Raw genomic sequence first — 24,357 nt, 5'->3', positions numbered from 1 at the left:
GGGATCTCCTGAGTTGGGTGGGAGCGTCAGCCGGCGCAGTCGGCGCACACCGGAAGACCGGTCGCCTCGTCGACGAAGGCCAGCTGGCTGCGGTGATGGACGAGGAAGCACTCTGAGCAGGTGAACTCGTCCTCGAGCTGAGGCACGACGTGAACGCTCAGCTCCTCACGGGACAGGTCCGCCCCGGGAAGCTCGAAGCCCTCGGCGGCCTCGTTCTCATCCTCCTCGATCGCGGCGGAGGACTGGTCCTTCTGCCGCGAGGTCAGCTCTTCGATGGAATCGGCCTCAGGCTCGTCATCATTCTTGCGCGGGGCGTCGTAGTCGGTCGCCATGGCCTCGTCACTCTTTCTGTCGACGGCTCTCGGGTGCCCCTCGGAAGACGGGAGCCGATCCGTGCACGCGCACAGGCGTCGTGCCGACGATTCGGCATCCCCGTCCCGGAAGGCACGCGCACAATAGCACCGCCACGTGGCCCGTCAAGCCAAATCGCCCGACGAAAGAACACGATTCGCTTGCAGTGCGCCCGACCCGAGGGTTTTCACGAGGGTATTCACACGTGCTTCACATGTGGCACACCGCTGCGCCTCCCACGGCTCGACGCCTGCGGATGGCAGGCTGTGGGCCACAGTGGAGCATATCGTGCTGACACGGGATGAAGGAGGCCCCGCCCATGGTCGAACTCGAGCTGCTGGGTGCCAACGGTGACACGATTGTCATGACAGACGAGGACGGCGAGCGTTACAGCATCGTCGTCGACGACGCCCTCAGGGCCGCGGTGCGCCGTGACCGCGGAGCGATCCTGCCCCCGTCGGGGACGGTCTCCGAGGCGCCGGCACCCCTGCGCCCCCGGCAGCTCCAGGCCTACATGCGTGCCGGTGCGACCGCGGCCGAGGTCGCGATCAGCACGGGCATGGACGTGGAGCACGTGCGCCGTTTCGAGGGGCCGGTGCTCGCGGAGCGTCAGTGGGCCGTCTCGCAGGCCCAGTCCTGCCGAATCGGTTGGGAGAAGGACTCACCCCTGCTCGGCGAGCTGGTGGTGGACCGACTGGCCACGCGCGGCGTCGACCCTTCCAGCCTGGAGTGGGACGCGCTGCGCGAGGGCCGCGACCCCTGGCTCATCATGGTGACCTTCGTACAGTCCGCCGAGGAGAAGCAGGCACGTTGGTCACTGGACCTGACGGCCCGCGCGGTTCATGCCCTGGACGATGAGGCGCGCTGGCTCACGGAGGCCGGTGCGGGAGCCAAGCGCCCGGCCGTCTTCGACCAGGACTCGAAGGCCCCCGGAGCGTCAGCCTCAGCGCCGTCGGCCCAGTCGGGCCACTCCCCCGCGGCCGCGGATTCAGCGGCCAGTGGTGCGGTCTCAGCCGTCTCCGCCCCGGCCGCGGCCTCCGGCGAGCCCTCCGGCCTGGCCGTCGAGATGCCCGCCGGGATGCTGCCGGTTCGGGAGTACGGACGCCCCATCAGCGGCGCCATGTCGGCGAACGACACCGACGCGCTGCTGGCCGACCTGGCCTCCAGCCGGGGCCGGCGCGTCGAGGTCGAGATGCCCCGTGACAACGACCTGAACGGTTTTGCCGGCGAGGGCAACGACGATGAGGACGCCTTCACCGATCCTCACGGCATCGACTACACCAGCAGTCCCGAGAGCCCTGAGGTCCCCTCACCCCCGGCCCGGGGCATCGAGGAGCGCTGCGCCGAGGCCGGCGCCGGAGCCAACGACGAGCCCTTGGAGCAGGCCGCGGGCCTGAGTGCACAGGTCTACTCGATGTCAGAGCGCAGGCGTCTGCACACCGGCAACCACCCGGCCGGCACCAGGCTGGTGACGGCCTCCAGCGCGCCCTCGGCAGCACCGTCGGCCCCGAGTCCCACTGTGGAGCGAGTCCCCGTGGGGCGTCGGGCTCCGTTGGCGGCGGACAGTCCCACCGAGCCGGTGCCGGAGATCCCCATGCCCTCTCGCTCCGAGGTCCTGGCCAAGGCCTCCCCCGGCCCGTCGGCCGCCTCGGAGGCGGGCACGCAGGAACCCCTGCCCGATATGCCCCGGACATCTCCGGCCAAGAAGAAGTCCCGCCGTCGCTCACGGCGCTCCGTACCCTCCTGGGACGAGATCGTCTTCGGCGCCAGGCCCGAGTAGCCGGAGGCCAGGAAGCTCCCAGAGAGCTCTACGAGCCCTGCAGGGCTCGTAGAGCTCTCGGGCCCCTCAGGTCTCGGTGATGAGCAGCGGCACCTCGGTCTCGGCCGGAGTGAAGGATCCGTGGACACCGGGCATGGCGATGGCGGACTCGGAGTGGACCCGGGGGTCCACGAGGACCCAGGTGTCGGCCATGGCCACGACGACGTCGCCGACGACGCCTCGTGCTCGGGGGCCGAGGGCGCCCAGGTGCTCACCCGTCTGCTCCCTGGTCCCGATCCACATCGCGCGCTCTCCCAGGACGCGGCGGTACCGCTGGGCGACCTCGGCGGCGAGGTCCGCGTCGCCGTCAGCGACATGCAGGTGCGTCAGCCTGGGCTCGCCGGCCACGGCGACGACGTCGCGAACGAGCTCGCGGTGGGCGCTCAGGTCGATGCGGTGGTCAGGATCAGTGTCGACCATGCCGTGGTCGGCGCTGAGGATGATCCTGGTTCCGGCCGGGACACGGCGGACCAGCTCAGCCATGGCGGCGTCGAGGCGCTCGAGCTGGGTAAGCCACTGTTCACTGAGCCATCCGTGCTTGTGACCGGTTTTGTCCAGCTCGCCGACGTAGAGGTAGACCAGTGGCGTGCCGCGGCGCAGAGCGCCGGCGGCCAGGCCGGGCCGGTCCTCCAGCCGGTCGGCTCCCAGGTGTGTGGCACCTCGTAGAGCGGCCTCGGTCAGACCGGAACCGGCGAAGCGGGTTGGTCCGATGCTCACCGCGCTCCCGGCCGGGAGCCGTTCGAAGATCGTGGGCACGTCCTGCCAGGACCTGGGGCTGGGGACGTTGTCGCCCTTCCAGGTGATGAGGCTGAGGACCTGGTCGGGGCCGGGGACGGCGGAGGCGTCAAGAGCGGACCCCAGGAGGGGGTTGAGCACCGAGTAGCCGACCATGCCGGTGGTGCCGGGCAGGGCGGAGGTCCCCAGCATGGTCAGGGCCGCAGCCGTCGTCGAGGGCCGGCAGGTACGGATCGCGTTGCCGCCACCGGCAGCGCCGGCCTCGCACTGGCCCAGCCACCGGCGCAGGGTGGGGGTGTGTCCGCGGCGCCGGCGGAGCATCTCCAGGCCCAGCCCGTCCACGAGGACGACGACGGTTCCCGGGCAGCCACCGGCTTTCCCGGGTTCGCCGACCGGCTCGATCCCCCAGCCGCGGGCAACCATGCGGGCCCGGGCGTCGGAGACGACAGGTTCAACGTCGAGGCTGAGGTCGGTATCGCCATCGTGCCCGGCGTCGGACAGGGGCAACCCGGCGCTGACGGCACCGACCGCCAGGACGTAGCGGAGCGCCGGATCCTGTGGGGAGTCCAGGGCGGGAAACGATGCGGGTTGCCCGCTGACGGTCCGGGGTCCCATCATCGGTACCCGTCACAGGGAGGCGGCGCGGGCCGCCATCTGGGAGAGCCGGCCGGCGAAGGTCTCTGCGCGGGCCAGGGCGGCGGCGCCCTCCACACCCGCGGCCACGCGGATGACGACGTCGTCGGGCACGGACACGCCGGTCATGCCGTGGTCGGCCTGGCAGTCGGGGTCGCCGCAGGTGGCCGGCTCCATGTCGAGACGGCGCACCGAGCCCCAGGAGACCGCGATCGTCATCTCGGTGAGGGTGCCGCCGCCCTGGGCCGGGTCGGAGACGCCGCGAGTCAGGGCCATGGAGCGGATACGGCTGAGCGGAACGGCCTCGCTGGTGGCCAGTGCGCCGGGGCTGCCGTCGTCGCGGGGGGTGTCGTCAACGTGGACGATGATGAGACGGGTGGGGGTCAGGGCCAGGACGGTCAGGTGGCGGTGGACCGCCTCGGCGAAGGTGGTCTCGGCCTGGACCATGCCGGAGAGGATCTCCTCCTCGCCCGCGGCCAGGCGGAGGGTGTCGAGCACCAGCTCGGGATAGTAGCCGGCGAGCTCCACCTGCTGCACCAGGTCGGCGAAGGCCTCCTGCGACGCCTCGCACGAGGCGGTACCGGCGGCCGAGTTCTGGCCAGAGTGGGTCGTCATGGTCGCCATTGTGCCATCGTCCGCCCCTTCATCGTCGAGCGCCGGTATCCCCTCGCTCAAGGTCGGCCGGCCGCTCCGGGCAGAAGCGTCTGACCTGTCACGCCCGGGTGTCGTGGTTTGTTTTCGGCCCGATTCCTCGGAGAATGCGCCCATGCCGAAGTCTGCCACCACCCGGACTCCTCCCCCGACAGACGGGGAGATCGTCGATCTCGACCTGTCCACGGAGATGCGCACCAGCTTCCTGGAGTACGCCTACTCCGTCATCTACGCGCGTGCCCTGCCCGATGCCCGTGACGGGCTCAAGCCGGTTCAGCGTCGCATCCTGTTCCAGATGGATCGGATGGGACTGCGTCCTGATCGTCCGCACGTGAAGTCCTCCCGGGTCGTGGGCGATGTCATGGGGCGGCTCCACCCCCACGGCGACACCGCGATCTACGAGGCGCTGGTGCGCCTGGCCCAACCCTTCACGATGCGGCTGCCGCTCATCGACGGTCATGGCAACTTCGGCTCCCTGGACGACGGCCCGGCGGCCCCCCGCTACACCGAGGCGCGCCTGGCCGCATCGGCCCTGGCGCTGACGGCGGACCTGGATGAGAACACGGTCGACTTCGCCCCCAACTACGACTACACGCTCACCGAGCCCGAGGTGCTGCCGGCGGCCTTCCCGAACCTGCTGGTCAACGGCGCGGCAGGTATCGCGGTGGGTATGGCCACGAACATGCCACCACACAACCTCGTGGAGGTGGTGGCCGCCGCCCGGCACCTGCTGACTCACCCCGAGGCGAGCCTGGAGGACCTCATGGCCTTCGTGCCGGGGCCGGATCTGCCCGCCGGCGGCATGATCGTGGGCCTGGACGGGATCCGAGAGGCCTATCGCACGGGACGGGGGAAGTTCCTCACGCGGGCAACCGCTCACGTGGAGTCCGTCTCCCCGCGCCGCAAGGGCATCGTGGTCACGGAGCTGCCCTACATGGTGGGACCGGAGAAGATCATTACCCGTATCAAGGAGGCAGTGGGATCCAAGAAGCTCCAGGGCATCACCGACGTTGCTGACCTCACTGACCGCAGGCACGGCACCCGCCTGGTCATCAGCGTCAAGAACGGCTACAACCCCGAGGCGGTCCTGGCCCAGCTCTACAAGCACACACCGTTGGAGGACTCCTTCGGCATCAACAACGTCTCCCTCGTGGACGGCCAGCCCCACACCCTGGGGCTGCGGGAGCTTCTGGATGTATTCGTGCGCCACCGCCTCACGGTGGTCACCCGGCGCACTCGGTTCCGCCTGGGCAAGCGTCGCGAGCGCGCCCACCTGGTGGACGGCCTGCTCATCGCCATCCTCGACATCGACGAGGTCATCGCCGTCATCCGCTCCTCCGACGACGCCGCCACGGCGCGCACCAGGCTCATGCAGGTCTTCGACCTCACCGAGCCGCAGGCCGGCTACATCCTTGAGCTCCAGCTGCGCCGGCTCACGAAGTTCTCGGTCATCGAGCTGGAGAAGGAGCGCGACGAGCTGGCCCGCGAGATCGAGGCCCTCGAGGCGATCCTGGCCGATGACGTCCTGCTGCGGCGCGTGGTCTCCCGTGAGCTGGCGGACGTGGCCGAGCAGTTCGGCACCCCGCGGCGCACGGTGCTGCTGGAGGCCTCCGGTGAGCCGGTGACGTCGTCGGCCGGCAGCGCAGCGACTCCGGACGATGCCTCCACCGCCTCAGGTGGAGGTGAGAAGCGTACCGGCGCCTCCGCTCAGCCGATGACGCTCATGCCGAGCGCCTCCCCGGTACCGCTCACTGTCCCCGACGACCCGTGCCGGGTGGTGTTGTCTGCCACCGGGCTGGTGGCGCGTATTCCCGGCGCCGAGCCGGTGGCCCGCACCGGCCGGCGCCAGCCCCACGACGCACTGACCTCCCAGGTGTCCGCCACGGCGCGTGGACGGATCGGCGCGGTCACCGACACCGGCCGGCTGGTACTGCTCGACGTCGTCTCCACTACGGAGGTGCCACGCACCGAGGGAGCCCCGGGGCTGGCCGGCGCGACTCAGGTTCGCCAGCTGGTGGACATCGAGCCGGAGGAGAAGGTGGTGGGTCTGGTTCCGGTGGGATCGGCCGACAACCCGCCGATCGTCCTGGCCACGGCGGAAGGTGTCATCAAGCGGGTCAAGCCCGGAGACGAGCCCCGGAACGCCGAGAGCTGGGAGGTCATCTCCCTGTCCGAGGGCGACCGGGTGGTCTTCGCGGGCACCGCGGCGGACACGGACTTCCTGACAATGGTGACCTCTGACGCCCAGCTGCTGCGGTTCCAGGCCGCCAAGGTGCGTCCGCAGGGCCGTGGTGCCGGCGGTATGGCGGGGATCTCGCTGCACGAGGGCGCCCGGGTCATCGCCGGTGCGGCGGTTCCTGAGGAGCTGCTGGCCGAGGCGGTGGTGGTGACGGTGACGGGCTCCGAAGGCTCGCTTCCGGGCACTGGCGGAGGCAGCGTCAAGGTCACCCCGTTGGATCGCTACCCGGCTAAGGGCCGGGCCACGGGCGGGGTTCGTTCTCACCGTTTCCTTCGCGGTGAGGACGAGCTGATGGTGGCCTGGGTGGGTGTGGCCCCGCCGCGGGCCCTGCGCGAGGGCGGTCAGCCGGTCACGCTGCCGGAGCCTGATGAGCGGCGCGACGGCTCCGGCTCACCGCTGCCGGCTCCCATCATCGGAATCGGCTGACAGGGCCTCCTCTGGTAGGAGTGCCCCGGAGATCCACTGCGAGCAGGGAGGATGTGCCTAAAGTGGCCCATGGCCGATCACCCCTCCGCAGACCTGCTCATCAGGGACGTCCGTATCGTCCCCTTCCGGTTCCGTACCGAGCTGGGGGCGCTGCGCCGGGGTCGCTCGGCCCCCGGCGCCCTGGCCGCGCCGCCACCCTCACCTGAGCCCGTTGATGTGCGTATCGAGGCCGGCCGGGTCGTCGAGGTGGGGCGGGGGCTGAGTGCTCCTGGGGTACGGGTCCTTCAGGCCGATGGTTCCTTCCTCATTCCCGGTCTGTGGGATGCTCACGCCCACCTGGACATGGAGGCGGCGCGCTCGGCACGCATCAACACGCTGGCCACACGCAGTGCCGAAGAGGCTCTGGAGCTGGTGGTCCAGGCGCTACGGGATCGTCCGGCCGGTTCGCAACCGGCCACGATCCAGGGATTCGGGCACCGTCTGTCCAACTGGCCCAGGGTGCCCACGGTTGCTGAGCTCGACGAGGTCACCGGGGAGACTCCCACGCTCCTCATCTCCGGGGACGTGCACTCCGGGTGGCTGAACTCAGCGGCGCTGCGGGCTCTCGGCCTGCCGGGGGCCAGTGCCCAGGACCCTGGGGCACCGATGAAGGAGGACCCGTGGTTCGCTCTGCTGGACCGGCTCGACGAGGTGCCGGGGATACGCGAGCTGCGGGAGTCCGGCTACCGGCAAGTCCTGGCCGACATGCTGGCTCGGGGCATTACCGGCGTGGTGGACATGAGCTGGTCGGAGGATCCCGATGACTGGCCGCGGCGCATGCGGGCCATGACGGCCCAGGGCGTTCTTCCTGAGGTGCTGCCCCGTATCCGTATCGGGGTCTACCGCGATAAGCTGGAGCGGTGGATCGCCGGCGGCCTGCGCACCGGGACCGCGCTGGCCGGCTCCCCGTACCTGCCCGACGGCTCCCCGGTGCTGGTTCAGGGGCCGCTCAAGGTGATCGCCGACGGCTCGATGGGCTCGGGCAGCGCGCACATGTGCGAGCCCTACCCGACTGAGCTGGGCCTGGAGCACTCCCACGGCGTGGTCAATATCGACCGGGCCGAGCTCATCGACCTCATGGCCCATGCCGCCCGGCAGGGTTACGAGATGGCCATCCATGCCATCGGGGACGCGGCGGTCGACGACGTCGCCGCCGCCTTCGCGCACTCGGGAGCCACCGGGCGCCTGGAGCACGCCCAGCTGCTGCCGGCCAACGCCCTCGACGAACCCGACGGGGCGCTCAGGCGCCTCGTGGGCTGCGGCGTCGAGCTGTCGGTTCAGCCGGCCCACCTCATTGATGACTGGGCGGCCGTGAGCCGGGTGTGGCCGGGTCTGGAGGAACGCACCTACGCCTTCGGGGACATGGTGTCCGCCGGGGCCCTGCTCCAGCTGGGCTCGGATGCGCCGGTGGCGCCCCTGGACCCATGGCTGGCCATGTCGGCGGCAGTGGGGCGTCGGACGCCGGATGGCTCGGTGTGGTCGCCGGACCAGCGGCTGACAGCCGAGGAGGCGCTGGCGGCCAGCGTCAACGGGGCAGGCCCGGTGGCGGTGGGATCCCCGGCCGACCTGGTGCTCCTAGCCGAGGACCCCCTGCGCCTCGGGGCTGAGGAGCTGGCGGGTGTGCAGCCCGTGGCCACCATGGTGGCCGGTGCCGTGGCCCACCTACGAGGGTGAACCGCCCGAGCGGAAAGTACCCCGCTCAGACGTCGAGGGCGTAGAGGATGGTGCCGCGGGTGGGCACGTAGCCCAGGGACTCGTACAGGTCCACGGCGCCGCTGGGGTTGTCGGTGTCGACACCGGCGGCGGCATACTCCATGCCGTCGGCGGCGTAGGCGCGCATGGCGGCCACCAGCAGCGCGGGCCCGATCCGGCGATGGCGGTAGTCGCTCAGGACCCCAAGCACGTCGGTATAGCCCTCGCGCCAGCCCAGGGCCTCCCAGTCCTGCTCATAGCGGCCCGAACGCAGGTAACCGGCAACGCGGGCCCGGTCCCCGGATCGGTCCATGGCCACGAAGCTCCACTGGGGGGCGAAGTAGGCACTGCCCGCGGTCCAGTCCTCAGGAGTGACGTTCTCCGTCTCCCAGGTCTCGGCCATGGCCTGGTTGTAGGCACGGCGGACGTCGTCGTCGATCTCGGGCGTCCACGGGTCGATGGTGATGAAGCCGTCCAGGTCCACCTCGGGGATCTCGTCACCGAGGAAACGGCGCACCTCCCGGTACCAGCGCATCGGCTTAAACCCCATGTCCGTAAGATGCCCCTGCATGCGCTTGTCGTCCTCCAGGACGGTGGTGACCACATGGGCGGGGACCTGGGTCGATTCCCTTCCCGGCACGGAGCCGGCCCGTTCAGCACCTACGAGATGGCGGGCCCGCTCGGCCTGCCAGTGCAGAAGGGCGCGTCCGATGCCGCGCTTACGCATGGCAGGATCAACGGTGCCGGTCATGGAGGCGTAGATCTCGCCGGCCGGACGCAGCCGCACCAGGCCGAAGGCCCGCATGACACCGTCAACGTCGCGGCCGGCGACCCCGGAGTAGGTGGGGTCAAGGAAGTACTCAGCCGTCTCCTGCTCACTGGTGCGGTAGGGAGGGTTGTCAACCTCCTCGGCCCGGGCGATGAGCGCGGCCAGCTCGTGGTTGTCCTCCGGGCCCAGAGGCCGCCAGGCCAGCTCCCGCGACAAGGACGAGCGGGGCCCCGCGCGCAGAATGGGCCACGGCGAGGATCCCGCCCGGCGGGTACCGTAACCGGGTGCCAAAGCGCACCTCCCTCATGAGGACGAAGAATGACGATCAGTCAGCGAACAGCGCGCCTCGACCTCTGGCGGGCCGTGACACGAAGGTTACTGACACTACCTGAAGGAGCGGCCGATACCTGGCGCGTTGGTCAGGCGTCGATGCGCTCGCGATCAACATCACGGGCGCCCTCGACGATGAAGTCGCGGCGGGGCTCGACCGACGAGCCCATGAGGAGCTCGAACACGGACTCGGCCTCCATGACCTGGGCCTCATCCTCCAGTGTGATGCGCCGCAGGGTGCGGTGCTGGGGCTCCATGGTGGTCTCGGCGAGCTGATGGGCGTCCATCTCCCCCAGGCCCTTGTAACGCTGGGGCTCCTTGAAGCTGCGGCCCGCGCGCTCCAGGCGGCGCAGGGTGGTGACGAGCTCCTCGTCCGAGTAGGTGTAGATGATCTCCTTCTTGCGCCGCCCCGATCCGGAGACCTCGATGCGGTGCAGGGGCGGGACGGCCGCGAATACCCGACCCGCCTCGATCATGGGGCGCATGTAGCGGAAGAAGAGGGTCAGCAGAAGGGTGCGGATATGGGCGCCGTCGACGTCGGCGTCGGTCATGAGAATGACCTTGCCGTAGCGTGCGGCCTCCAGGTCAAAGGTGCGTCCGCTGCCGGCACCGACCACCTGGATGATGGCCGAGCACTCGACGTTACGCAGCATGTCGGCCTGGGAGGCCTTCTGCACGTTGAGGATCTTGCCGCGGATCGGCAGGAGCGCCTGGAACTCGGAGTCGCGGGCGTTCTTGGCGGTTCCCAGGGCGGAGTCGCCCTCGACGATGAACAGCTCAGAGGCGGCGACGTCGTCGCTGCGGCAGTCGGCGAGCTTGGCCGGCAGGGAGGAGGTCTCCAGGGCCGTCTTGCGGCGGGTGATCTCCTTGTGCAGGCGCGCCGAGACGCGGGCGCGCATCTCGCCGACGATCTTCTCCTCCAGGGCGCGCGCCTGGGTCTTGAGGTCCCGCTTGGAGGATGACAGCAGGGCGGTGAGCTCGCGCTCAACCACCTTGGAGACGATCTGGCGCACGGGCCCGGTGCCCAGGACCTCCTTGGTCTGGCCCTCGAACTGGGGCTCGGGCACGCGCACGGTGATGACGGCGGTCAGTCCCGCCATGATGTCGTCCTTCTCGACGCGTCCGTCCTTGGAGGTGAGCTTCAGGGCCCGGGAGTCGGCCTCGATGCGCTTGCGCAGCACCTTGGTGAGTGCCTGCTCGAATCCGGTCAGGTGGGTGCCGCCCATGGGGGTGGCAATGATGTTGACGAAGGAGCGCTCCGTGGTGTCGTAGCCGATCCCCCACCGCAGCGCGACATCGACCATGCAGGTGCGCTCGACCTCGACGGGCCGCAGGTGCCCGCTGGCGCGGTCGAGCTGCTGGACGGTCTCGGTGTAGGAGCCCTCACCGGTCAGACGGAAGGTGTCGGTGACCGAGCCGTCGGAGGCCAGGAAGTCGACGAAGTCGGCGGTTCCGCCCAGGGCCTGGAAGACCTCGACGCCGTCGTCAGTACCGGTGTCGAACAGGTCGCCGCGGTTCTCGGTGGTGTTCTTGGCGGCCGCCCGCAGGGTGACCTCGTGGACGGCGTCGTCGGTCTCGCCGGCGTCGGCGGCGGGCGTGGTGGAGGCGGCGATGGCTTCGGCCTCGGGGCGCTTGTCCTCCAAGCGCAGAGTGAGGCCCGGGACGAGGAAGCTGGTCTGCCGCAGCCGGGCGCGCAGGGCGGCGGCGTCGTACTCGGTGGGCTTGGGGAAGATCTGGGGGTCGGCCCAGTAGCGCACCCGGGTGCCGGTCACACCGCGACGCACCTTGCCGACGACGCGCAGCTCGGAGGCCTTCGTGAACTCGGTGAAGAGTGAGGAGGGGCTGCGCCCGGCGGAGTCGTCGAAGATGCCGGGCTCGCCGCGGTGGAAGCTCATGGCGTAGGTCTTGCCACCGCGGTCGACCTCGACGTCCATGCGCTCGGCCAGGGCGTTGACGACGGACGCCCCCACTCCGTGTAGGCCGCCGGCGGCGCCGTAGGAGCCACCGCCGAACTTCCCGCCGGCGTGCAGCTTGGTGTAGACGAGCTCAACGCCGGTCAGGCCGGAGGAGGGCTCGATGTCCACGGGCACGCCGCGCCCGTTGTCGCGCACCTCGATGGAGCCATCGTCATGGACGGTCACCGAGATGTCGTCGCCGTGCCCCTCGAGGGCCTCGTCGACGGCATTGTCGACGATCTCCCACACGCAGTGCATGAGACCGCGCTGGTCAGTGGAGCCGATGTACATTCCCGGGCGCTTGCGCACGGCCTCGAGCCCCTCTAGGACGGAGAGGTGACGGGCGGAGTAGTCGCCCCGGCTGGTCTTGTTCTCGGATGAGGGCACGCTGGGAATCTAGCCGATCAGCGCCGTCGGCGCCTTGTGCCCCGCCGCGGCAGGCGTGTGGCGTCAAACGTCATGCAGCCGATGTCCGGGGCCCTTGGGACCTCTATTCAAGCGGGAGGGCGGGGCTCACCCGCGCGCTGCCGATCCCTCGGTTCGCCTTGCCCAGCCGGAAGCGTACGCGCTTCTTGAGCACGGTGCCGGAGACGGCCCGCCCATCGACCAGCCCCTCGGCGGGGAAGAGCGTGAAGGTCCACCGCTCGGCGTAGTCGGAATCGGGGACGAGTCCGGGCGGGCACTGCAGGAGGCGGGCTCCCCAGATCTGACGGGTCATGAGGGCTCGGGTATCGACGCCGTCGACTTCGAAGAGCTCCGCGGGAGCGGCGGTGACGTCCTCATGGCTCCCCGCCGAGATTCCGTACAGGCCGACGACGCCGGCCACCACCATCCAGCCGTCCTTGCCCAGGGTGGTCCCGGCAGTGCCGGTGGAGGCGGCGAGGTCAGCCCCCTCCCCCAGGGCCGGGTCGACGAGGTCGTCGATCAGATCGGGCTGCTGACCGCGGCGGACGCGGAGGTCCATGGCGCCGCGGGTGTCGAGCCGGTCGACGGTCGGGATGGCCAGGAGCCCGTAGTCGACGTCGTCGGAGAAACGGAAGGGGGCGAAGCACTCCCTTAAACGGGCCACCGCGCGCTCGGCCCGCGCCCAGCGAGCACCGACCTCACCTCCGATTCCCGTGCCCTCATCCAGGCACTGGGCGACGACCTCGGCGGGCGGCCGCAACCCCACCGCCTCCAGCCGCCGGCGAAGGGCCTTGTTGGTCACCCAGCCCGAGCGCTCCAGGCGTGCGATCTCACGATCGCGGAACTCCTGCACCACCGACATCCTGCGTGTCCCCTCCCGATTCCTGCGCATTGACTCGCCGCTACGACTCGCCGCTACCGCCTTCCAGCATTCACCCGATCGGTCGACTTCACGGTGACGTGCCCCATGGCAGGGGTGCGCCGTGGGCGAAAGCGCGTGCGCCTCAGGCGGAAACGGCCGTCTCGGACGGGTGGGAGCGGCTGCGTCATGATGCAATGCGTTCCATGAGCACAACCGGAACCTCGACCGCCACCCAGGCGGTGACCCCCCTGGACGAGCAGACCACCCCTGCCGCCGACTCCGCCGAGCGCCCGCTGACCACCGCCGACCGCTGCGACGTCTGCGACGCGCAGGCCTATGTCCGAGTCGTCATGCTGACCGGCGAGCTCTTCTTCTGCGGCCACCACGCCCGCAAGCACGGAGAGAACCTCAAGGAGGTCGCCCTGCTGTTCCAGGACGAGACCGCGAGCCTGACCGCCGGCAGCTGATGCCGCCGGCAGCCCCGGCCGACGTGGACTTTTTCACTGACGTCGGCACTGCGGTTCACTGAGTATCACAGCCCTTTTCTACCGGATGCCGCATATCCTCGTTCCTGAGGCCCTGCTCCTGTTCCCGCCCCGAGTCCCCCGGCACAGAGCCTTACGCTGATTGAAGCATTCTGCCCCTCATCCAGGCTCGACGAAGCCGCGTGATACCCCAAAGGAACTGTCTGTGAAACGCCCCCTCCGCGTCATGACCGCCTCTGCCCTGCTCGTCTTCTGCGGCGCGCTAGCGCTTTCCGGATGCTCCGGATCCACCGGCTCCAGCGCCTCCCCCTCAGCACACACCGCCCCGGCGGACGCGAAGGCCACCGGCCCCGTCGTTATCATCGACCTGCGTTCGGCCGAGGATTTCAAGAAGGGGCACCTGGAGGGTGCCGTTAACCACGACTTCTCCTCGGGTGATTTCTCCAGCCAGATCTCGAGCCTGGACCGCAGCTCCCAGTACCAGCTCTACGGCTCCGCCGACCAGCCCAAGATGGCCAGCGCCGTCATGCGCAACGCCGGCTTCGCCGGCGTCACCGAGCTGGGGACCCTCGACGCCGCCAAGAAGACCACCGGCGCCAAGGTCGTCACCGGCTGACGTCAGGGCCAGACCGGGCGGGCACCACGACCTTCTGCCCGGCCGCGTCACTCATGTCAACGGCGTCGGCCCCGGAACCCATGCGGTTCCGGGGCCGACACCGTTGTTGACACGTGTGAGCCGGACGCTCCTTCGCCCGGTGAGTCCACTCAGTCCAGGTAGTCGCGCAGGACCTGGCTGCGCGAGGGGTGACGCAGCTTGGACATGGTCTTGGACTCGATCTGGCGGATGCGCTCCCGGGTGACCCCGTAGACCTTGCCGATCTCATCGAGGGTCTTGGGCTGACCATCGGTCAGACCGAAACGCATGGAGACCACACCGGCCTCACGCTCCGAGAGGGTGTCCAGCACGGCGTGGAGCTGCTCCTGCAGAAGGGTGAAGCTCACCGCGTCGGCCGGAACCACGGCCTCGGAGTCCTCAATGAGGTCGCCGAACTCGGAGTCCCCGTCCTCACCCAGCGGCGTGTGCAGGGAGATCGGCTCGCGTCCGTACTTCTGAACCTCGACCACCTTCTCCGGGGTCATATCCAGCTCGACGGCCAGCTCCTCCGGGGTGGGCTCACGTCCCAGGTCCTGGAGCATCTGGCGCTGCACGCGGGCGAGCTTGTTGATGACCTCGACCATGTGCACCGGGATGCGGATGGTGCGGGCCTGGTCCGCCATCGCGCGGGTGATGGCCTGGCGGATCCACCAGGTGGCGTAGGTGGAGAACTTGAAGCCCTTGGTGTAGTCGAACTTCTCCACGGCGCGGATGAGGCCCAGGTTGCCCTCCTGGATGAGGTCCAGGAAAAGCATGCCACGCCCCGTGTAGCGCTTGGCCAGGGAGACCACCAGTCGCAGGTTGGCCTCCAGCAGGTGGTTCTTGGCCCTCTGGCCGTCCTGGGCCACCCAGTGCAGCTCGCGACGCAGCTTGGCCGGCAGGTCGTTGCCCTTCTCAGCCAGGCGGTGCTCGGCGTAGAGACCGGCCTCGATGCGCTTGGCGAGCTCGACCTCCTGCTCGGCGTTCAGCAGCGCGACCTTACCGATCTGCTTGAGGTAGTCCTTGACCGGGTCCGCGGTGGCACCGGCGGTGACGACCCGCTGGGCGGGCTCGTCGCCCTCGTCGGAGTCGGAGACGGTGAAGGAGCCGTCCTTGTCCTGGGACTTGCTGCGCTTACCGGACCTCTTGGAGGCGGCCCTCTCCGCTTCCTCCCGGCGCATGCGCTCGAGCTCACCGGTCAGGGCCGCGATGGAGGGCTGCATCTTGATGCCCTTGATGACCCAGCCGCGGAAGATGTAGCCGTTCTGCGCGAGGTAGTCTCGCGCCACCATCGGGGCGGAGTCTCCCATGACGAACCGGGGCACCGGGCCATGGCCGTAGGGAGCCAGCGTGATGGGCTCCTCGAGGGTGCCGTGGCCGGCGATCTCCAGGTTCTCCACGACCGTGCGCGAGCGCACGAAGAGAGTCGCCCCCGGAGCCAGGCGGACGCCTTTGAGCGAGGCGGGGTTGTTGAAGGGGCTGCGCTTGGAACCGTCGCCGTTCTCCTCCAGGCTCACATCCAGGTAGTAGTCGCGCAGCTCGGGAGCCGGGCCGTCATCCTCCTGGACGGTCTGCGCCTCGGAGTCATCATCCTGGTCCTCGTCCTCATCAGAGGAGTCCTCGTCGTCCTCGTAGTCCTCGTCGTCGTAGTCGGTGTCGTCTCCTTCGTCGTCGAGGTCGAAGTCCTCGTCGTCGAGCGGGGTCTCGTCGACGTCGTCAGTGAGCTCGGTACTGGAGCGCGTCACTGTGGAAGAAGCCACGGAGTTCCTTTCGCGTGGGCGGGCGGACAGCCGGTGACGGGGTATGGGAACCCGATCCGGCACAGCAGGCAACCCCAGAATTGTAGCGTTTATTCCCCAGGATCTCCGCACCGATGACTTAGTGCGACCTCATCTTGTTCGCAGTCGGCGTCGCGCTGCGGCAAAACCACTGCCGGAAGAGTCACCGCCCCTCCTGACGTCTGCCCTGGGTCTACCCTGGCGGTCATGAGTGCGCTGCCTGCGGCCCTGGGCCGTATCCGTCCCGCCGTCGAGCACCGTCTGACAGAGGTCCTGGAGGACTGCCGCCGGCGTTGGGAGGACCTGGGACAGGCCGCGCCGGAGCTGCTCGGGGCCGCCAGCAGCGTCCTGAGCGGGGGCAAGCGCATGAGGGCCGTCCTGGGAGCCATCGGCTGCGCGATCCTGAGCGCCCCGGAGCAGCGAGCCGAGTGCCTGACGGGTTCCGACGCCGTCCATCTGGGTGCGGCGCTGGAGCTCTACCAGGCCAGCGCCCTGGTTCACGACGATCTCATGGACGGCGCCGACACTCGGCGGGGTATGCCCGCGGCGCACCGCGCCTTCACCCGGGACCATGAGGCCCGAGGCTGGCTGGGACGCCCGCAGACCTTCGGGGCCAATGGCGCCATCCTGCTCGGCGATCTCCTGCTGTCCCTGGCCGGCGAGGAGATGAGTGCGCTGTCGCAGTCGCGCGTCTCCTGTGAGACCGGAAGCAGAACGGTCCAGTACGCCCGGACGGCCTTCGACGCCATGACCACCGAGGTGGCCCTGGGCCAGTTCCTCGATGTGCGCAGCGAGAACCTGCCCCTGCCGTGGGACCGGGAGCCGGGCGCCGCGGCCAGGCGCATGCACGACGACGCCCTGTCGGTCGTGCGTCACAAGGCGGCCCGGTACTCGGTGCGCCACCCGCTGCTCATCGGCGCCCTCTTAGCCGGCCTGGACCCGAGCGGGCCCACCGCCGAGCACCTGGCCGCCTTCGGAGAGGACGTCGGTATCGCCTTCCAGCTGCGCGACGACGAGCTGGGCGTCTTCGGCTCGCCGCAGGCGACTGGAAAGCCGGCCGGAGACGACCTGCGCGAGGGCAAGCGCACGGTGCTGCTGGCCCTGACCTGGGGGCGCTGCGGCGACGCAGGCCGGCGGCTGCTCGGCAGCGTCCTGGCCAATCCCGAGGCCACGCCGGAGCAGATCGGTGAGGTCGCCGCTCTCATCGAGGACTGCGGTGCGCGCGCCGCGCACGAGGAGATCATCACCACGCACCGCAATGCCGGAAGCCGGGCGCTGGAACAGCTCCGGAGCGAGGGCGTGGTGAGCACCGCATCCCTGGAGGACCTGACGGTCCTGGCGGACCTGCTGACACACCGAGTCTCCTGATCCGGCAGAGGAAACGAGGACAGCCCACCGGGTGGGCAGTACTACCCGACTACGCGCCTGATCCGGCGTGCGGCTGTCACCTCACTACCGGCATCGTAGAATCGCGCCCGTGGTCACAGATCCCCTCATTGGTCGGCTGGTCGACTCTCGCTACGAGATCGTCGATCGCCTTGCGCGCGGCGGGATGGCCACCGTCTACCGCGCCCATGACCGTCGCCTGGACCGGACCGTGGCGCTCAAGCTCATGCACGCCCACCTGGCCGACTCCCCCGACTTCGTCTCGCGCTTCCGCCGTGAGGCCCGGGCCGCGGCACGCCTGTCCAACCCCGGCGTGGTGGCAGTCTTCGACCAGGGCAGCCTCGACGGGGTGGCCTACCTCGTCATGGAGTATGTCGAGGGGCCCACGCTGCGCGACCTCATCGCAGCAGGACCGTTGTCGGTCAAGGAGGCCCTGGGCCTGGTGGCCCAGCTGCTGCGCCCGCTCGGCGCCGCCCATCGGGCCGGCCTGGTCCACCGCGACATCAAGCCGGAGAACGTCCTGCTGCCCTCGGACGGCTCTGTGGCCAAGGTTGCCGACTTCGGCCTGGCCCGAGCGGTCACGGAGGTGACGCAGACAACGACGGGCAACGTGCTGGGCACGGTCGCCTACCTGGCGCCCGAGCTCATCACCTCCGGGGAGTCCACCTCTCGCGCCGACGTCTTCTCCGCCGGAGTGGTCCTCTACGAGCTCCTCACCGGCGAGCAGCCCTTCACCGCGGACTCCCCCATCCAGATCGCCTTCCGCAATGTCCACGAGGACGTGCCCCTGCCCTCCAAGCTGGTGCCCGAGATGCCGGCCGACGTCGATGAGCTCGTGGCCACCATGACGCGCCGTGAGCCGCAGGAGCGCCCGGCCGACGCCGACGAGGCACTGGCGCTGCTGCGGAACGTCGTCGACGAGCTCACCGACTCCGAGCTCTCCGTGCGCCGCGGAGGCGGAACCGGCTCAATCCGCACCCAGGAGGTCATGACGGCCAACGCCCAGGCCGCACGCTCCGCCATCGGTGACGAGTCCCAGGACGATGCCGACGACTCCTCAGCTGAGGACTCCTCGTCGCACGCCGGTATGCGCACCGTCTCCCTTCCTATCGGTTCCATCGGCCCGGACTCCAAGGGGAGAACACGTGCGCTCTCGCGCAAGGCCGTGGCGGCCGATGCCCAGAAGACCACCACCGTCCCCACCCGGAGGAAGGGCACCGGCGGCCTCAGTCGCCGTCGCGCCGTCATCATCGGGCTGCTGGCCATGGCCGGGACCGGGGCGAGCGCAACCTGGTACCTGACGGCCGGTCCGGGCAGGAGAGTTGCCGTACCCGACATTGTCGGCATGTCTGAGGACCAGGCGCAGCTCGCCCTGGAGAAGCAGGGGCTCGACTGGGGTACGCCCGAGCGCGTCTACTCCGACACGGTACCGGCCGGCAGCATTGTCTCCTGCCGCCCGAAGGCGGGACAGAAGGTGGGACTCGGCCAGGTCGTCACCACCGCTGTCTCCCGAGGCGTGGAGACCAAGACCGTTCCCGACGTCGTCGGGAAGACCAAGGACCAGGCCACGGCCGCGATCAAGGCCGCCGGCCTGACCCCGGGGGACGTCACCGAGGAGTACTCCGCCAGCGTTGACTCGGGCAAAGTCATCTCCTCCGACCCCAAGGCCGGCAAGGTCATCAAACACACTGAGAAGGTCGCGCTCGTCGTCTCCAAGGGCAAGGAGCCGGCCACGATCCCCGACGTGACCGGTCTGAGCGAGGACGAGGCCAAGAAGGCGCTGGAGGACGCCGGCCTGAAGAAGGGCAAGGTCGGCAAGGGCTACTCCGACTCCGTGGCCAAGGGGAACGTCATCTCCTCCTCCCCCATCGCCGGGGCGTCGGGCTACTACAAGGGCGACTCGGTGGACCTGACCGTCTCCAAGGGGCCGGAGAAGGTGACGATCCCCGACGTGACCGGCAAGAGCCAGGATGAGGCCAAGAAGATCCTCGAGGAGGCCGGGCTGAAGGTGGAGGTCAACAAGCGCCTGGGAGGCCCCTTCGGGACGGTGCGTTCCACCGACCCCGCACCGGGCTCCAGCGTCAAGCCGGACTCCAGGGTCACCATCAACATCTTCTGACGGCTGTGGTCCGGTTCCGCCGAGGCGGACCGGGCCACGTTTCGCCGGCCCCCGCAGCGCGGGCGGGTTCTCGGCGGAGGTTTTCAGCCCTTGAGCATCTCGGCGATCTCGAAGGCGACCTCGAGGGACTGCTGGTGATTGAGGCGCGGGTCGACGAGGGTCTCGTAGTGCTCAGCCAGGCCGGCCTCGTCGATGTGCTCGCCCCCACCGAGGACCTCGGTGACGTCGTCGCCGGTGAGCTCGACGTGGATGCCGCCCGGGGCGGTGCCCAGGGAGCGGTGCACCTCGAAGAAGCCTCGGATCTCGTCGAGGATCGTCTCGAAGCGGCGGGTCTTGTAGCCGTTGTCCGAGGTGATGGTGTTGCCGTGCATGGGGTCAGCGATCCAGGTGACGGGACGCCCGTCGGCTCGCACCGCCTCCACCAGTGCCGGGAGGGCATCGCGGATGCGGTCGGCGCCCATGCGGGTGATGAGGGACAGGCGTCCGGGAAGACCGTCGGGGTTGAGACGCTCCATGAGCCGGGTGACGTCGTCGGGGGACGTGGAGGGGCCGACCTTGACGCCCACGGGGTTGTGGACGCCGGCGAGGATGGCGACGTGGGCGCCGTCGGCCTCGCGGGTGCGCTCCCCCACCCAGAGCATGTGGGCGGAGGTGTCGTAGAGGCGCCCGGTGCGGGAGTCCTCGCGGATCATGGCATCCTCGTACTCCAGAAGGAGGGCCTCGTGGGCCGCGTAGAAGTCGACCTGACGCAGGGCCTCGAAGTCGACGCCGGCGGCCTCCATGAACCGCATGGCCCGGTCGAGCTCGTCGGCGAAGGACTCGAAGCGCTTGTAGGCGGGGTTGGCGGTGAAACCGCGGTTCCAGGAGTGGACCTCGCGCAGGTCCGCGTAGCCACCCATCGTGAAGGCTCGGATGAGGTTGAGGGTGGTGCCCGAGCGCAGGTAGGCGTCCAGCATGCGCGTGGGGTCGGGGATGCGGGCCTCGGAGGTGAACTCGTGGCCGTTGACGGAGTCGCCGCGGAAGGCGGGCAGGGTGACCTCACCGCGGGTCTCGGTGTCCGAGCTGCGGGGCTTGGCGTACTGGCCGGCCATGCGGCCGATCTTGACCACGGGCGTGGAGGCGCCATAGGTGAGGACCGCGGCCATCTGGAGGATGGTCTGGACCTTGAGGCGGATGTTGTCGGCCGTGTTGTGGGTGAAGGACTCTGCGCAGTCCCCACCCATGAGGACGAAGGCATCTCCGGCACTGGCCTGGGCGATGAGCTCACGCAGGGAGTCGACCTCTCCGGCGAAGACGAGCGGGGGCCGACGGCGCAGATCCGCCACCACGTCGGCCAGCGCAGCCTCATCGGGATAGGCGGGCTGCTGGAGGGCGGGCAGGTGGCGCCATGCGGGGGCCTGGGCGTCCGTACGGGCGGCGGAGAGCTCGTTCATCACGCCCGTCAGTATAGGCCAGTCGGGATATTGCCCGGGATCGGCGCCGCATCGCGAAACGAGTGGGGACGCTCTCAGCGTGGCCGCACTTCACCCTAGGAGAGATCCATCTCTCCATATTTTCTCGGGTAACGAATTCCCCGGTCCAGGAACCGGTTGTCAGCAAGTCTAGGAACTATCTCAGAACAGAACCAATCACCCTCGAGTGAAGCGCGTTTGAGCAGAACATCAAGGACAACTAAAATGCAATACACAGATCTTGGATCGAACTTACCGTATTCGCGTTCTACCCGCTTCCTAGCCTTTCTTCCGCCGGGAAGCGCTGGCGCATCAAGCACGGAGTGATTCCAGATCCTTGCATGATGAGCTATGCGGTTACGCAGATACACGAGCGATTTAATTTGACCAGGAAGAATTGATTTCGACACATTTATCGAACCGGCAATATCATTGAGTACTCCAGAGTCAACAGAGGCTTCGACGCAGCGAGACAAGACACCAAACGAGAGAACTTCAGCCGCAACCCACACTGGAAGATCACGGTATGCGTCAACAGTGAAGACTCCATGACCATCGACCTCGCGATCATCGCGGTAGCGGCCAACGAATGCCTCTTTGCTCCGGTTGAGGTCTCGTAGAACATGGGCACCGACATCTGAGCGATCTATGCCTGAAGGAGAGGCAAGTCCCTCACCTCGCACAAGATTCCACCCCGACCCCACACGCTCTCCGTAGAAGTATGAAAATCTGGTTCGAAGAAGGATCTCAAAACGCCTTATCGCAGCAAATACGACGTCCGCAACCTCACCCTCCTTGCGATATACATCTTCGATGACATCTACATGCACACCCTCGAGGAACCGATCATCACCATACATCGGATCCTTCTGCCAGTAACGGAAGTAACCCGAAAAACGATAATAACTGACCTCAGAAAGAAAACGCTCACAAGCGTCGGCATTAGCAACAACAAGACCTCGTTCTTGAAGTCGAGAAACTTGTTCCTGGTAGCTCAACCACTCTTTAGCCATACCCACTCCAAAGGAAAAGGCCCCGGCCTAGTCTGCCTCATGACGAGGCCTGGCCGGGGGGCGATTGTCTTAAGTCTAGCAACATAGGAGTCTCATGTCATGCGGCGCGCGTCTCGAAGTTGCGCCCCCGTCAGACGGACACTCATTCAGTCGCACAGAAAACTCGCCTTCGAGGTCAGTGATGTTCCTCATGTCACTGACCTCGAAGGCGAGCGCACCACATGACGCGAACTCAGCCTCAGTGCTCGGGGGCGACCTCGGCCGGCTCGACCTTCTGGCCCAGGTCGGCCATGAGGTCGGTGAACCACTGCTGGGTGATGTCGAAGGGCTTGGCGCCGGCGATGCGCGGGAAGGCGATCGCGGTGAGCTCGTCGTTGTTCTCCTCGTCCTGGCCGATGACGCCGGACTCGCCGCGCAGGGCGCAGTCGACGGCCAGGTCGCACATCCTCTTGATGAGGGCGAGGTCCTCGGCATTGGCGTGAGCGGCCCGCGAGTAGTAGCCGGACTTCTGGACCATGACCTTCTCGGCGCCGATGAGCTCGGCGAACTGCTTGGCGAACCACTGGCCGGGGTTAATGGTGTCGAGCTTGACGTGGCCGAAGGGATCACGCTGGACCTCCTGGCCGGCGGCCTCCATCTCCGCGATGATCTCGGGGACGCCGGCGCCCTCGGACAGGAAGATGTTGACGTTGCCCTGCTCGTCCATGATGGCCTTGAGGCGCTCGGCCTCGGCGGCGATGTCGAGCTTCATCTCGGGGATGAAGACGGCGTGGACGTCCCAGCGCTCCTTGGTCAGGCCGAGGGAGGGGGCCCACTGCTTGGTCTGGAGCAGGTCATGGTAGCGGCGGGCGGTCTCAGCGGTGAGGTAGCCGCAGTTGCGGCCCATGCACTCGTGGACGATGAGCATGCGGGGGTTGGAGCGGTGCTCGCCGATGATGTTGAAGGCGAAGCCGGCGCCCTCGTCGGCCGCGGTCCAGGCGCCCAGGGACTGGCGGACCGGGACGACGTCGTTGTCGATGGTCTTGGGCAGGCCGACGACGGTGAGCTCGTAGTCGTTCTCGTGGAGGTAGGCGGCCAGGTCCGCTGCGGTGGTGTTGGTGTCGTCGCCACCGATGGTGTGCAGGACGTCGACGCCGTCCTTACGCAGCTGCTCGGCGGCGAACTCCAGGGGGTTGACGCCCTCCTCGACGAGGCCGCGCTCGACGAGGTTCTTGGCGTTGGTCAGCTTGACGCGGGAGTTGCCGATCGGGGACCCGCCGAAGTCGCGCAGGATGCCGGCGTTCTTGCGGGCCTCGTCATCGATGACGATGTAGTTGCCGGTGAGCAGGCCGTGGTAACCGTACTGGTAGGCGATGATCTCGACCTCGGGAGCGACCTGCGTGTAGCGCTCGATGAGGTCGCCGACGGCGGCGGACAGACAGGGGGCGAAACCGCCAGCGGTGAGCAGGGCGACGCGACGAATCGACATCGGGAACCTTTCGGGTTGTGGGTACTCGGGGTCAGCGCCCCGGCCGGATCGTGCGGCACGGGCCGCACCGGGCGTCAGTCTACGTGCCATTGGTAGCCGCTGACAGGGACCCACCGGACAGAATCAGGAGGCCGGGATAGCTGCCCGTCCCTCAAGTCCCTACTCGGCGCCGGGGTCGGCCTCGTCGTCGGCAGTCTTGTCCTTCTTCTTGTCCTTGCCGCTCTTGTCCTCGGGCGGCTCGGGCACGGAGACATCGGGGGCGGGGCGGCCACCGGGCGCGGCCACGGGGGCGGCCGAGGGCCGGGCCTGCGCCTGCGCGGCGAGCATCTCGGTGACGACCTCGTCGGCGGTCTTCTTGTCCGTGTCCATGGCCTTCTTGACGTCGGCGGCGTAGAGGTCCACGTACTCCTGACCGGAGAGGGCCATGAGGGCGTACATGATCTCGTCGGTGATGGAGCGCAGCACGAAACGGTCGTTCTCCAGGCCCTTGTAGCGGGAGAAGTCCAGCGGCTCGCCGATGACGATGCCCACGCGGTGACGGGTGGAGGGGATGGACTTGCCGATCGGCTGGGCCAGGTTGGAGCCGATCATCGCCACGGGCACCACGGGGGCACCGGTGGCCAGAGCGATACGGGCCACGCCGGTCTTGCCACGGTAGAGGCGCCCGTCGGGGCTGCGCGTGCCCTCGGGGTAGATGCCGAAGAGCTGCCCCGAGCGCAGGCGGTCGATGCCGGCCTGGAGCGCCGCCTGGGATGCCTTGCCGCCGGAGCGGTCCACGGGGATGGTGCCCACGGTCTTCATGAAGTTCTTCACCGCCCAGCCCTTGACGCCCTTGCCGGTGAAGTAGTCAGCCTTGCCGATGAAGGCGACCTCGCGGTCCACCAGCAGCGGCAGGAAGAAGGAGTCGATGACCGCCAGGTGGTTGGAGGCCAGGATCGCCGCACCCTCGGCGGGAATGTTCTCCTCACCGCGGATCCAGGGCTGATAGAGCATCTCCAGGGCCGGGCCGACTGTTGCCTTGATGGGTCCGTATCCCACGCGGGGCCTCCTGTGAACTGCTGGCTGGGCGGCCACCACACGGTCCTGCACCATCGGAGACGGACGGCACCGGAGCCGG

At 68.6% G+C, this 24,357-nt stretch carries 18 protein-coding genes; 7 read left to right on the top strand and 11 right to left on the bottom strand.

The features are described 5' to 3' along the window. Positions 1-26: 26 nt before the first annotated feature. Positions 27-332 (bottom strand): DUF4193 domain-containing protein, encoded by a 306-nt coding sequence (locus FBF36_RS05995; protein WP_004565030.1) that lies wholly within the window; start codon positions 330-332, stop codon positions 27-29. 320 nt (positions 333-652) lie between these two features. Between FBF36_RS05995 and sepH the strand changes: the two genes are divergently transcribed. Beyond that, positions 653-2,131 (top strand): septation protein SepH, encoded by a 1,479-nt coding sequence (gene sepH / locus FBF36_RS05990; RefSeq protein ID WP_138137285.1) that lies wholly within the window; start codon positions 653-655, stop codon positions 2,129-2,131. 66 nt (positions 2,132-2,197) lie between these two features. Here the strand turns inward: sepH and FBF36_RS05985 are convergent, their stop codons facing one another. Both FBF36_RS05985 and FBF36_RS05980 read right to left on the bottom strand, forming a co-directional pair. After that, positions 2,198-3,523 (bottom strand): alkaline phosphatase family protein, encoded by a 1,326-nt coding sequence (locus FBF36_RS05985; RefSeq protein ID WP_009393369.1) that lies wholly within the window; start codon positions 3,521-3,523, stop codon positions 2,198-2,200. A 9-nt stretch (positions 3,524-3,532) separates the two neighbouring features. After that, positions 3,533-4,153, bottom strand: a complete 621-nt coding sequence (locus FBF36_RS05980) for a DUF5998 family protein (protein ID WP_034490981.1) — start codon at positions 4,151-4,153, stop codon at positions 3,533-3,535. A gap of 151 nt (positions 4,154-4,304) precedes the next feature. Between FBF36_RS05980 and FBF36_RS05975 the strand changes: the two genes are divergently transcribed. Both FBF36_RS05975 and FBF36_RS05970 read left to right on the top strand, forming a co-directional pair. Beyond that, a complete protein-coding gene (locus tag FBF36_RS05975) occupies positions 4,305-6,854 on the top strand; it encodes a DNA topoisomerase (ATP-hydrolyzing) subunit A (RefSeq protein WP_009393372.1) in 2,550 nt (849 codons plus the stop codon). Between the two features lie 69 nt (positions 6,855-6,923). Next, positions 6,924-8,567: an amidohydrolase gene (locus FBF36_RS05970; protein WP_009393373.1), complete on the top strand. Its 1,644-nt coding sequence runs from the start codon at positions 6,924-6,926 to the stop codon at positions 8,565-8,567. A 25-nt stretch (positions 8,568-8,592) separates the two neighbouring features. Here FBF36_RS05970 and FBF36_RS05965 read toward each other — a convergent pair whose 3' ends face one another. From FBF36_RS05965 to FBF36_RS05955, 3 genes are all read right to left on the bottom strand, one after another. Then, positions 8,593-9,645, bottom strand: a complete 1,053-nt coding sequence (locus FBF36_RS05965) for a GNAT family N-acetyltransferase (protein ID WP_034490969.1) — start codon at positions 9,643-9,645, stop codon at positions 8,593-8,595. A gap of 128 nt (positions 9,646-9,773) precedes the next feature. Continuing rightward, positions 9,774-12,026 carry a DNA gyrase/topoisomerase IV subunit B gene (locus FBF36_RS05960; RefSeq protein ID WP_009393376.1) on the bottom strand — a complete coding sequence of 751 codons (2,253 nt, stop codon included), beginning with the start codon at positions 12,024-12,026 and terminating at the stop codon, positions 9,774-9,776. 103 nt (positions 12,027-12,129) lie between these two features. Then, positions 12,130-12,906, bottom strand: a complete 777-nt coding sequence (locus FBF36_RS05955; protein ID WP_009393382.1) for a hypothetical protein — start codon at positions 12,904-12,906, stop codon at positions 12,130-12,132. 194 nt (positions 12,907-13,100) lie between these two features. On the opposite strand from FBF36_RS05955, the gene FBF36_RS05950 reads away from it, so the two are divergent. Both FBF36_RS05950 and FBF36_RS05945 read left to right on the top strand, forming a co-directional pair. Continuing rightward, positions 13,101-13,373 carry a hypothetical protein gene (locus FBF36_RS05950; protein WP_009393383.1) on the top strand — a complete coding sequence of 91 codons (273 nt, stop codon included), beginning with the start codon at positions 13,101-13,103 and terminating at the stop codon, positions 13,371-13,373. A gap of 223 nt (positions 13,374-13,596) precedes the next feature. Then, on the top strand, positions 13,597-14,007 hold the full coding sequence (locus tag FBF36_RS05945; RefSeq protein ID WP_034490970.1) for a rhodanese-like domain-containing protein: 411 nt from the start codon (positions 13,597-13,599) through the stop codon (positions 14,005-14,007). A 149-nt stretch (positions 14,008-14,156) separates the two neighbouring features. Here the strand turns inward: FBF36_RS05945 and FBF36_RS13725 are convergent, their stop codons facing one another. After that, positions 14,157-15,785 (bottom strand): RNA polymerase sigma factor, encoded by a 1,629-nt coding sequence (locus FBF36_RS13725; protein WP_034490973.1) that lies wholly within the window; start codon positions 15,783-15,785, stop codon positions 14,157-14,159. A gap of 225 nt (positions 15,786-16,010) precedes the next feature. Between FBF36_RS13725 and FBF36_RS05935 the strand changes: the two genes are divergently transcribed. Both FBF36_RS05935 and pknB read left to right on the top strand, forming a co-directional pair. Next, a complete protein-coding gene (locus FBF36_RS05935) occupies positions 16,011-17,171 on the top strand; it encodes a polyprenyl synthetase family protein (protein ID WP_009393387.1) in 1,161 nt (386 codons plus the stop codon). Between the two features lie 109 nt (positions 17,172-17,280). Then, a complete protein-coding gene (pknB, locus tag FBF36_RS05930; RefSeq protein ID WP_009393388.1) occupies positions 17,281-19,308 on the top strand; it encodes a Stk1 family PASTA domain-containing Ser/Thr kinase in 2,028 nt (675 codons plus the stop codon). Between the two features lie 83 nt (positions 19,309-19,391). Here the strand turns inward: pknB and FBF36_RS05925 are convergent, their stop codons facing one another. The 4 genes from FBF36_RS05925 to FBF36_RS05910 form a co-directional block, all read right to left on the bottom strand. Continuing rightward, complete coding sequence (locus FBF36_RS05925) at positions 19,392-20,741, bottom strand: class II 3-deoxy-7-phosphoheptulonate synthase (protein WP_009393389.1); 1,350 nt, start codon at positions 20,739-20,741, stop codon at positions 19,392-19,394. A 95-nt stretch (positions 20,742-20,836) separates the two neighbouring features. Beyond that, positions 20,837-21,772, bottom strand: a complete 936-nt coding sequence (locus FBF36_RS05920) for an Abi family protein (RefSeq protein ID WP_009393390.1) — start codon at positions 21,770-21,772, stop codon at positions 20,837-20,839. 238 nt (positions 21,773-22,010) lie between these two features. Further along, positions 22,011-23,240, bottom strand: a complete 1,230-nt coding sequence (locus FBF36_RS05915) for a pyrophosphate--fructose-6-phosphate 1-phosphotransferase (protein WP_009393391.1) — start codon at positions 23,238-23,240, stop codon at positions 22,011-22,013. A gap of 159 nt (positions 23,241-23,399) precedes the next feature. Continuing rightward, positions 23,400-24,278: a lysophospholipid acyltransferase family protein gene (locus FBF36_RS05910; protein ID WP_034490977.1), complete on the bottom strand. Its 879-nt coding sequence runs from the start codon at positions 24,276-24,278 to the stop codon at positions 23,400-23,402. Positions 24,279-24,357: the final 79 nt, after the last annotated feature.

This window comes from Actinomyces sp. oral taxon 171 str. F0337, assembly GCF_005696555.1.
Taxonomy (GTDB): domain Bacteria; phylum Actinomycetota; class Actinomycetes; order Actinomycetales; family Actinomycetaceae; genus Actinomyces; species Actinomyces oris_E.
The sequence above is the reverse complement of the archived record's forward strand: the minus strand, read 5'-3'. Positions and strand labels throughout refer to the sequence as shown.

What these genes read in the sequence shown, in the direction of transcription:
- FBF36_RS05925 (WP_009393389.1), bottom strand. Translation starts at nt 20,741, where the DNA reads ATGAACGAGCTCTCCGCCGCCCGTACGGACGCCCAGGCCCCCGCATGG.
- FBF36_RS05935 (WP_009393387.1), top strand. Translation starts at nt 16,011, where the DNA reads ATGAGTGCGCTGCCTGCGGCCCTGGGCCGTATCCGTCCCGCCGTCGAG.
- sepH (WP_138137285.1), top strand. Translation starts at nt 653, where the DNA reads ATGAAGGAGGCCCCGCCCATGGTCGAACTCGAGCTGCTGGGTGCCAAC.
- FBF36_RS05955 (WP_009393382.1), bottom strand. Translation starts at nt 12,906, where the DNA reads ATGTCGGTGGTGCAGGAGTTCCGCGATCGTGAGATCGCACGCCTGGAG.
- FBF36_RS05920 (WP_009393390.1), bottom strand. Translation starts at nt 21,772, where the DNA reads ATGGCTAAAGAGTGGTTGAGCTACCAGGAACAAGTTTCTCGACTTCAA.
- FBF36_RS05970 (WP_009393373.1), top strand. Translation starts at nt 6,924, where the DNA reads ATGGCCGATCACCCCTCCGCAGACCTGCTCATCAGGGACGTCCGTATC.
- FBF36_RS05915 (WP_009393391.1), bottom strand. Translation starts at nt 23,240, where the DNA reads ATGTCGATTCGTCGCGTCGCCCTGCTCACCGCTGGCGGTTTCGCCCCC.
- FBF36_RS05985 (WP_009393369.1), bottom strand. Translation starts at nt 3,523, where the DNA reads ATGATGGGACCCCGGACCGTCAGCGGGCAACCCGCATCGTTTCCCGCC.
- FBF36_RS05995 (WP_004565030.1), bottom strand. Translation starts at nt 332, where the DNA reads ATGGCGACCGACTACGACGCCCCGCGCAAGAATGATGACGAGCCTGAG.
- FBF36_RS05950 (WP_009393383.1), top strand. Translation starts at nt 13,101, where the DNA reads ATGCGTTCCATGAGCACAACCGGAACCTCGACCGCCACCCAGGCGGTG.
- FBF36_RS05980 (WP_034490981.1), bottom strand. Translation starts at nt 4,153, where the DNA reads ATGACGACCCACTCTGGCCAGAACTCGGCCGCCGGTACCGCCTCGTGC.
- FBF36_RS05975 (WP_009393372.1), top strand. Translation starts at nt 4,305, where the DNA reads ATGCCGAAGTCTGCCACCACCCGGACTCCTCCCCCGACAGACGGGGAG.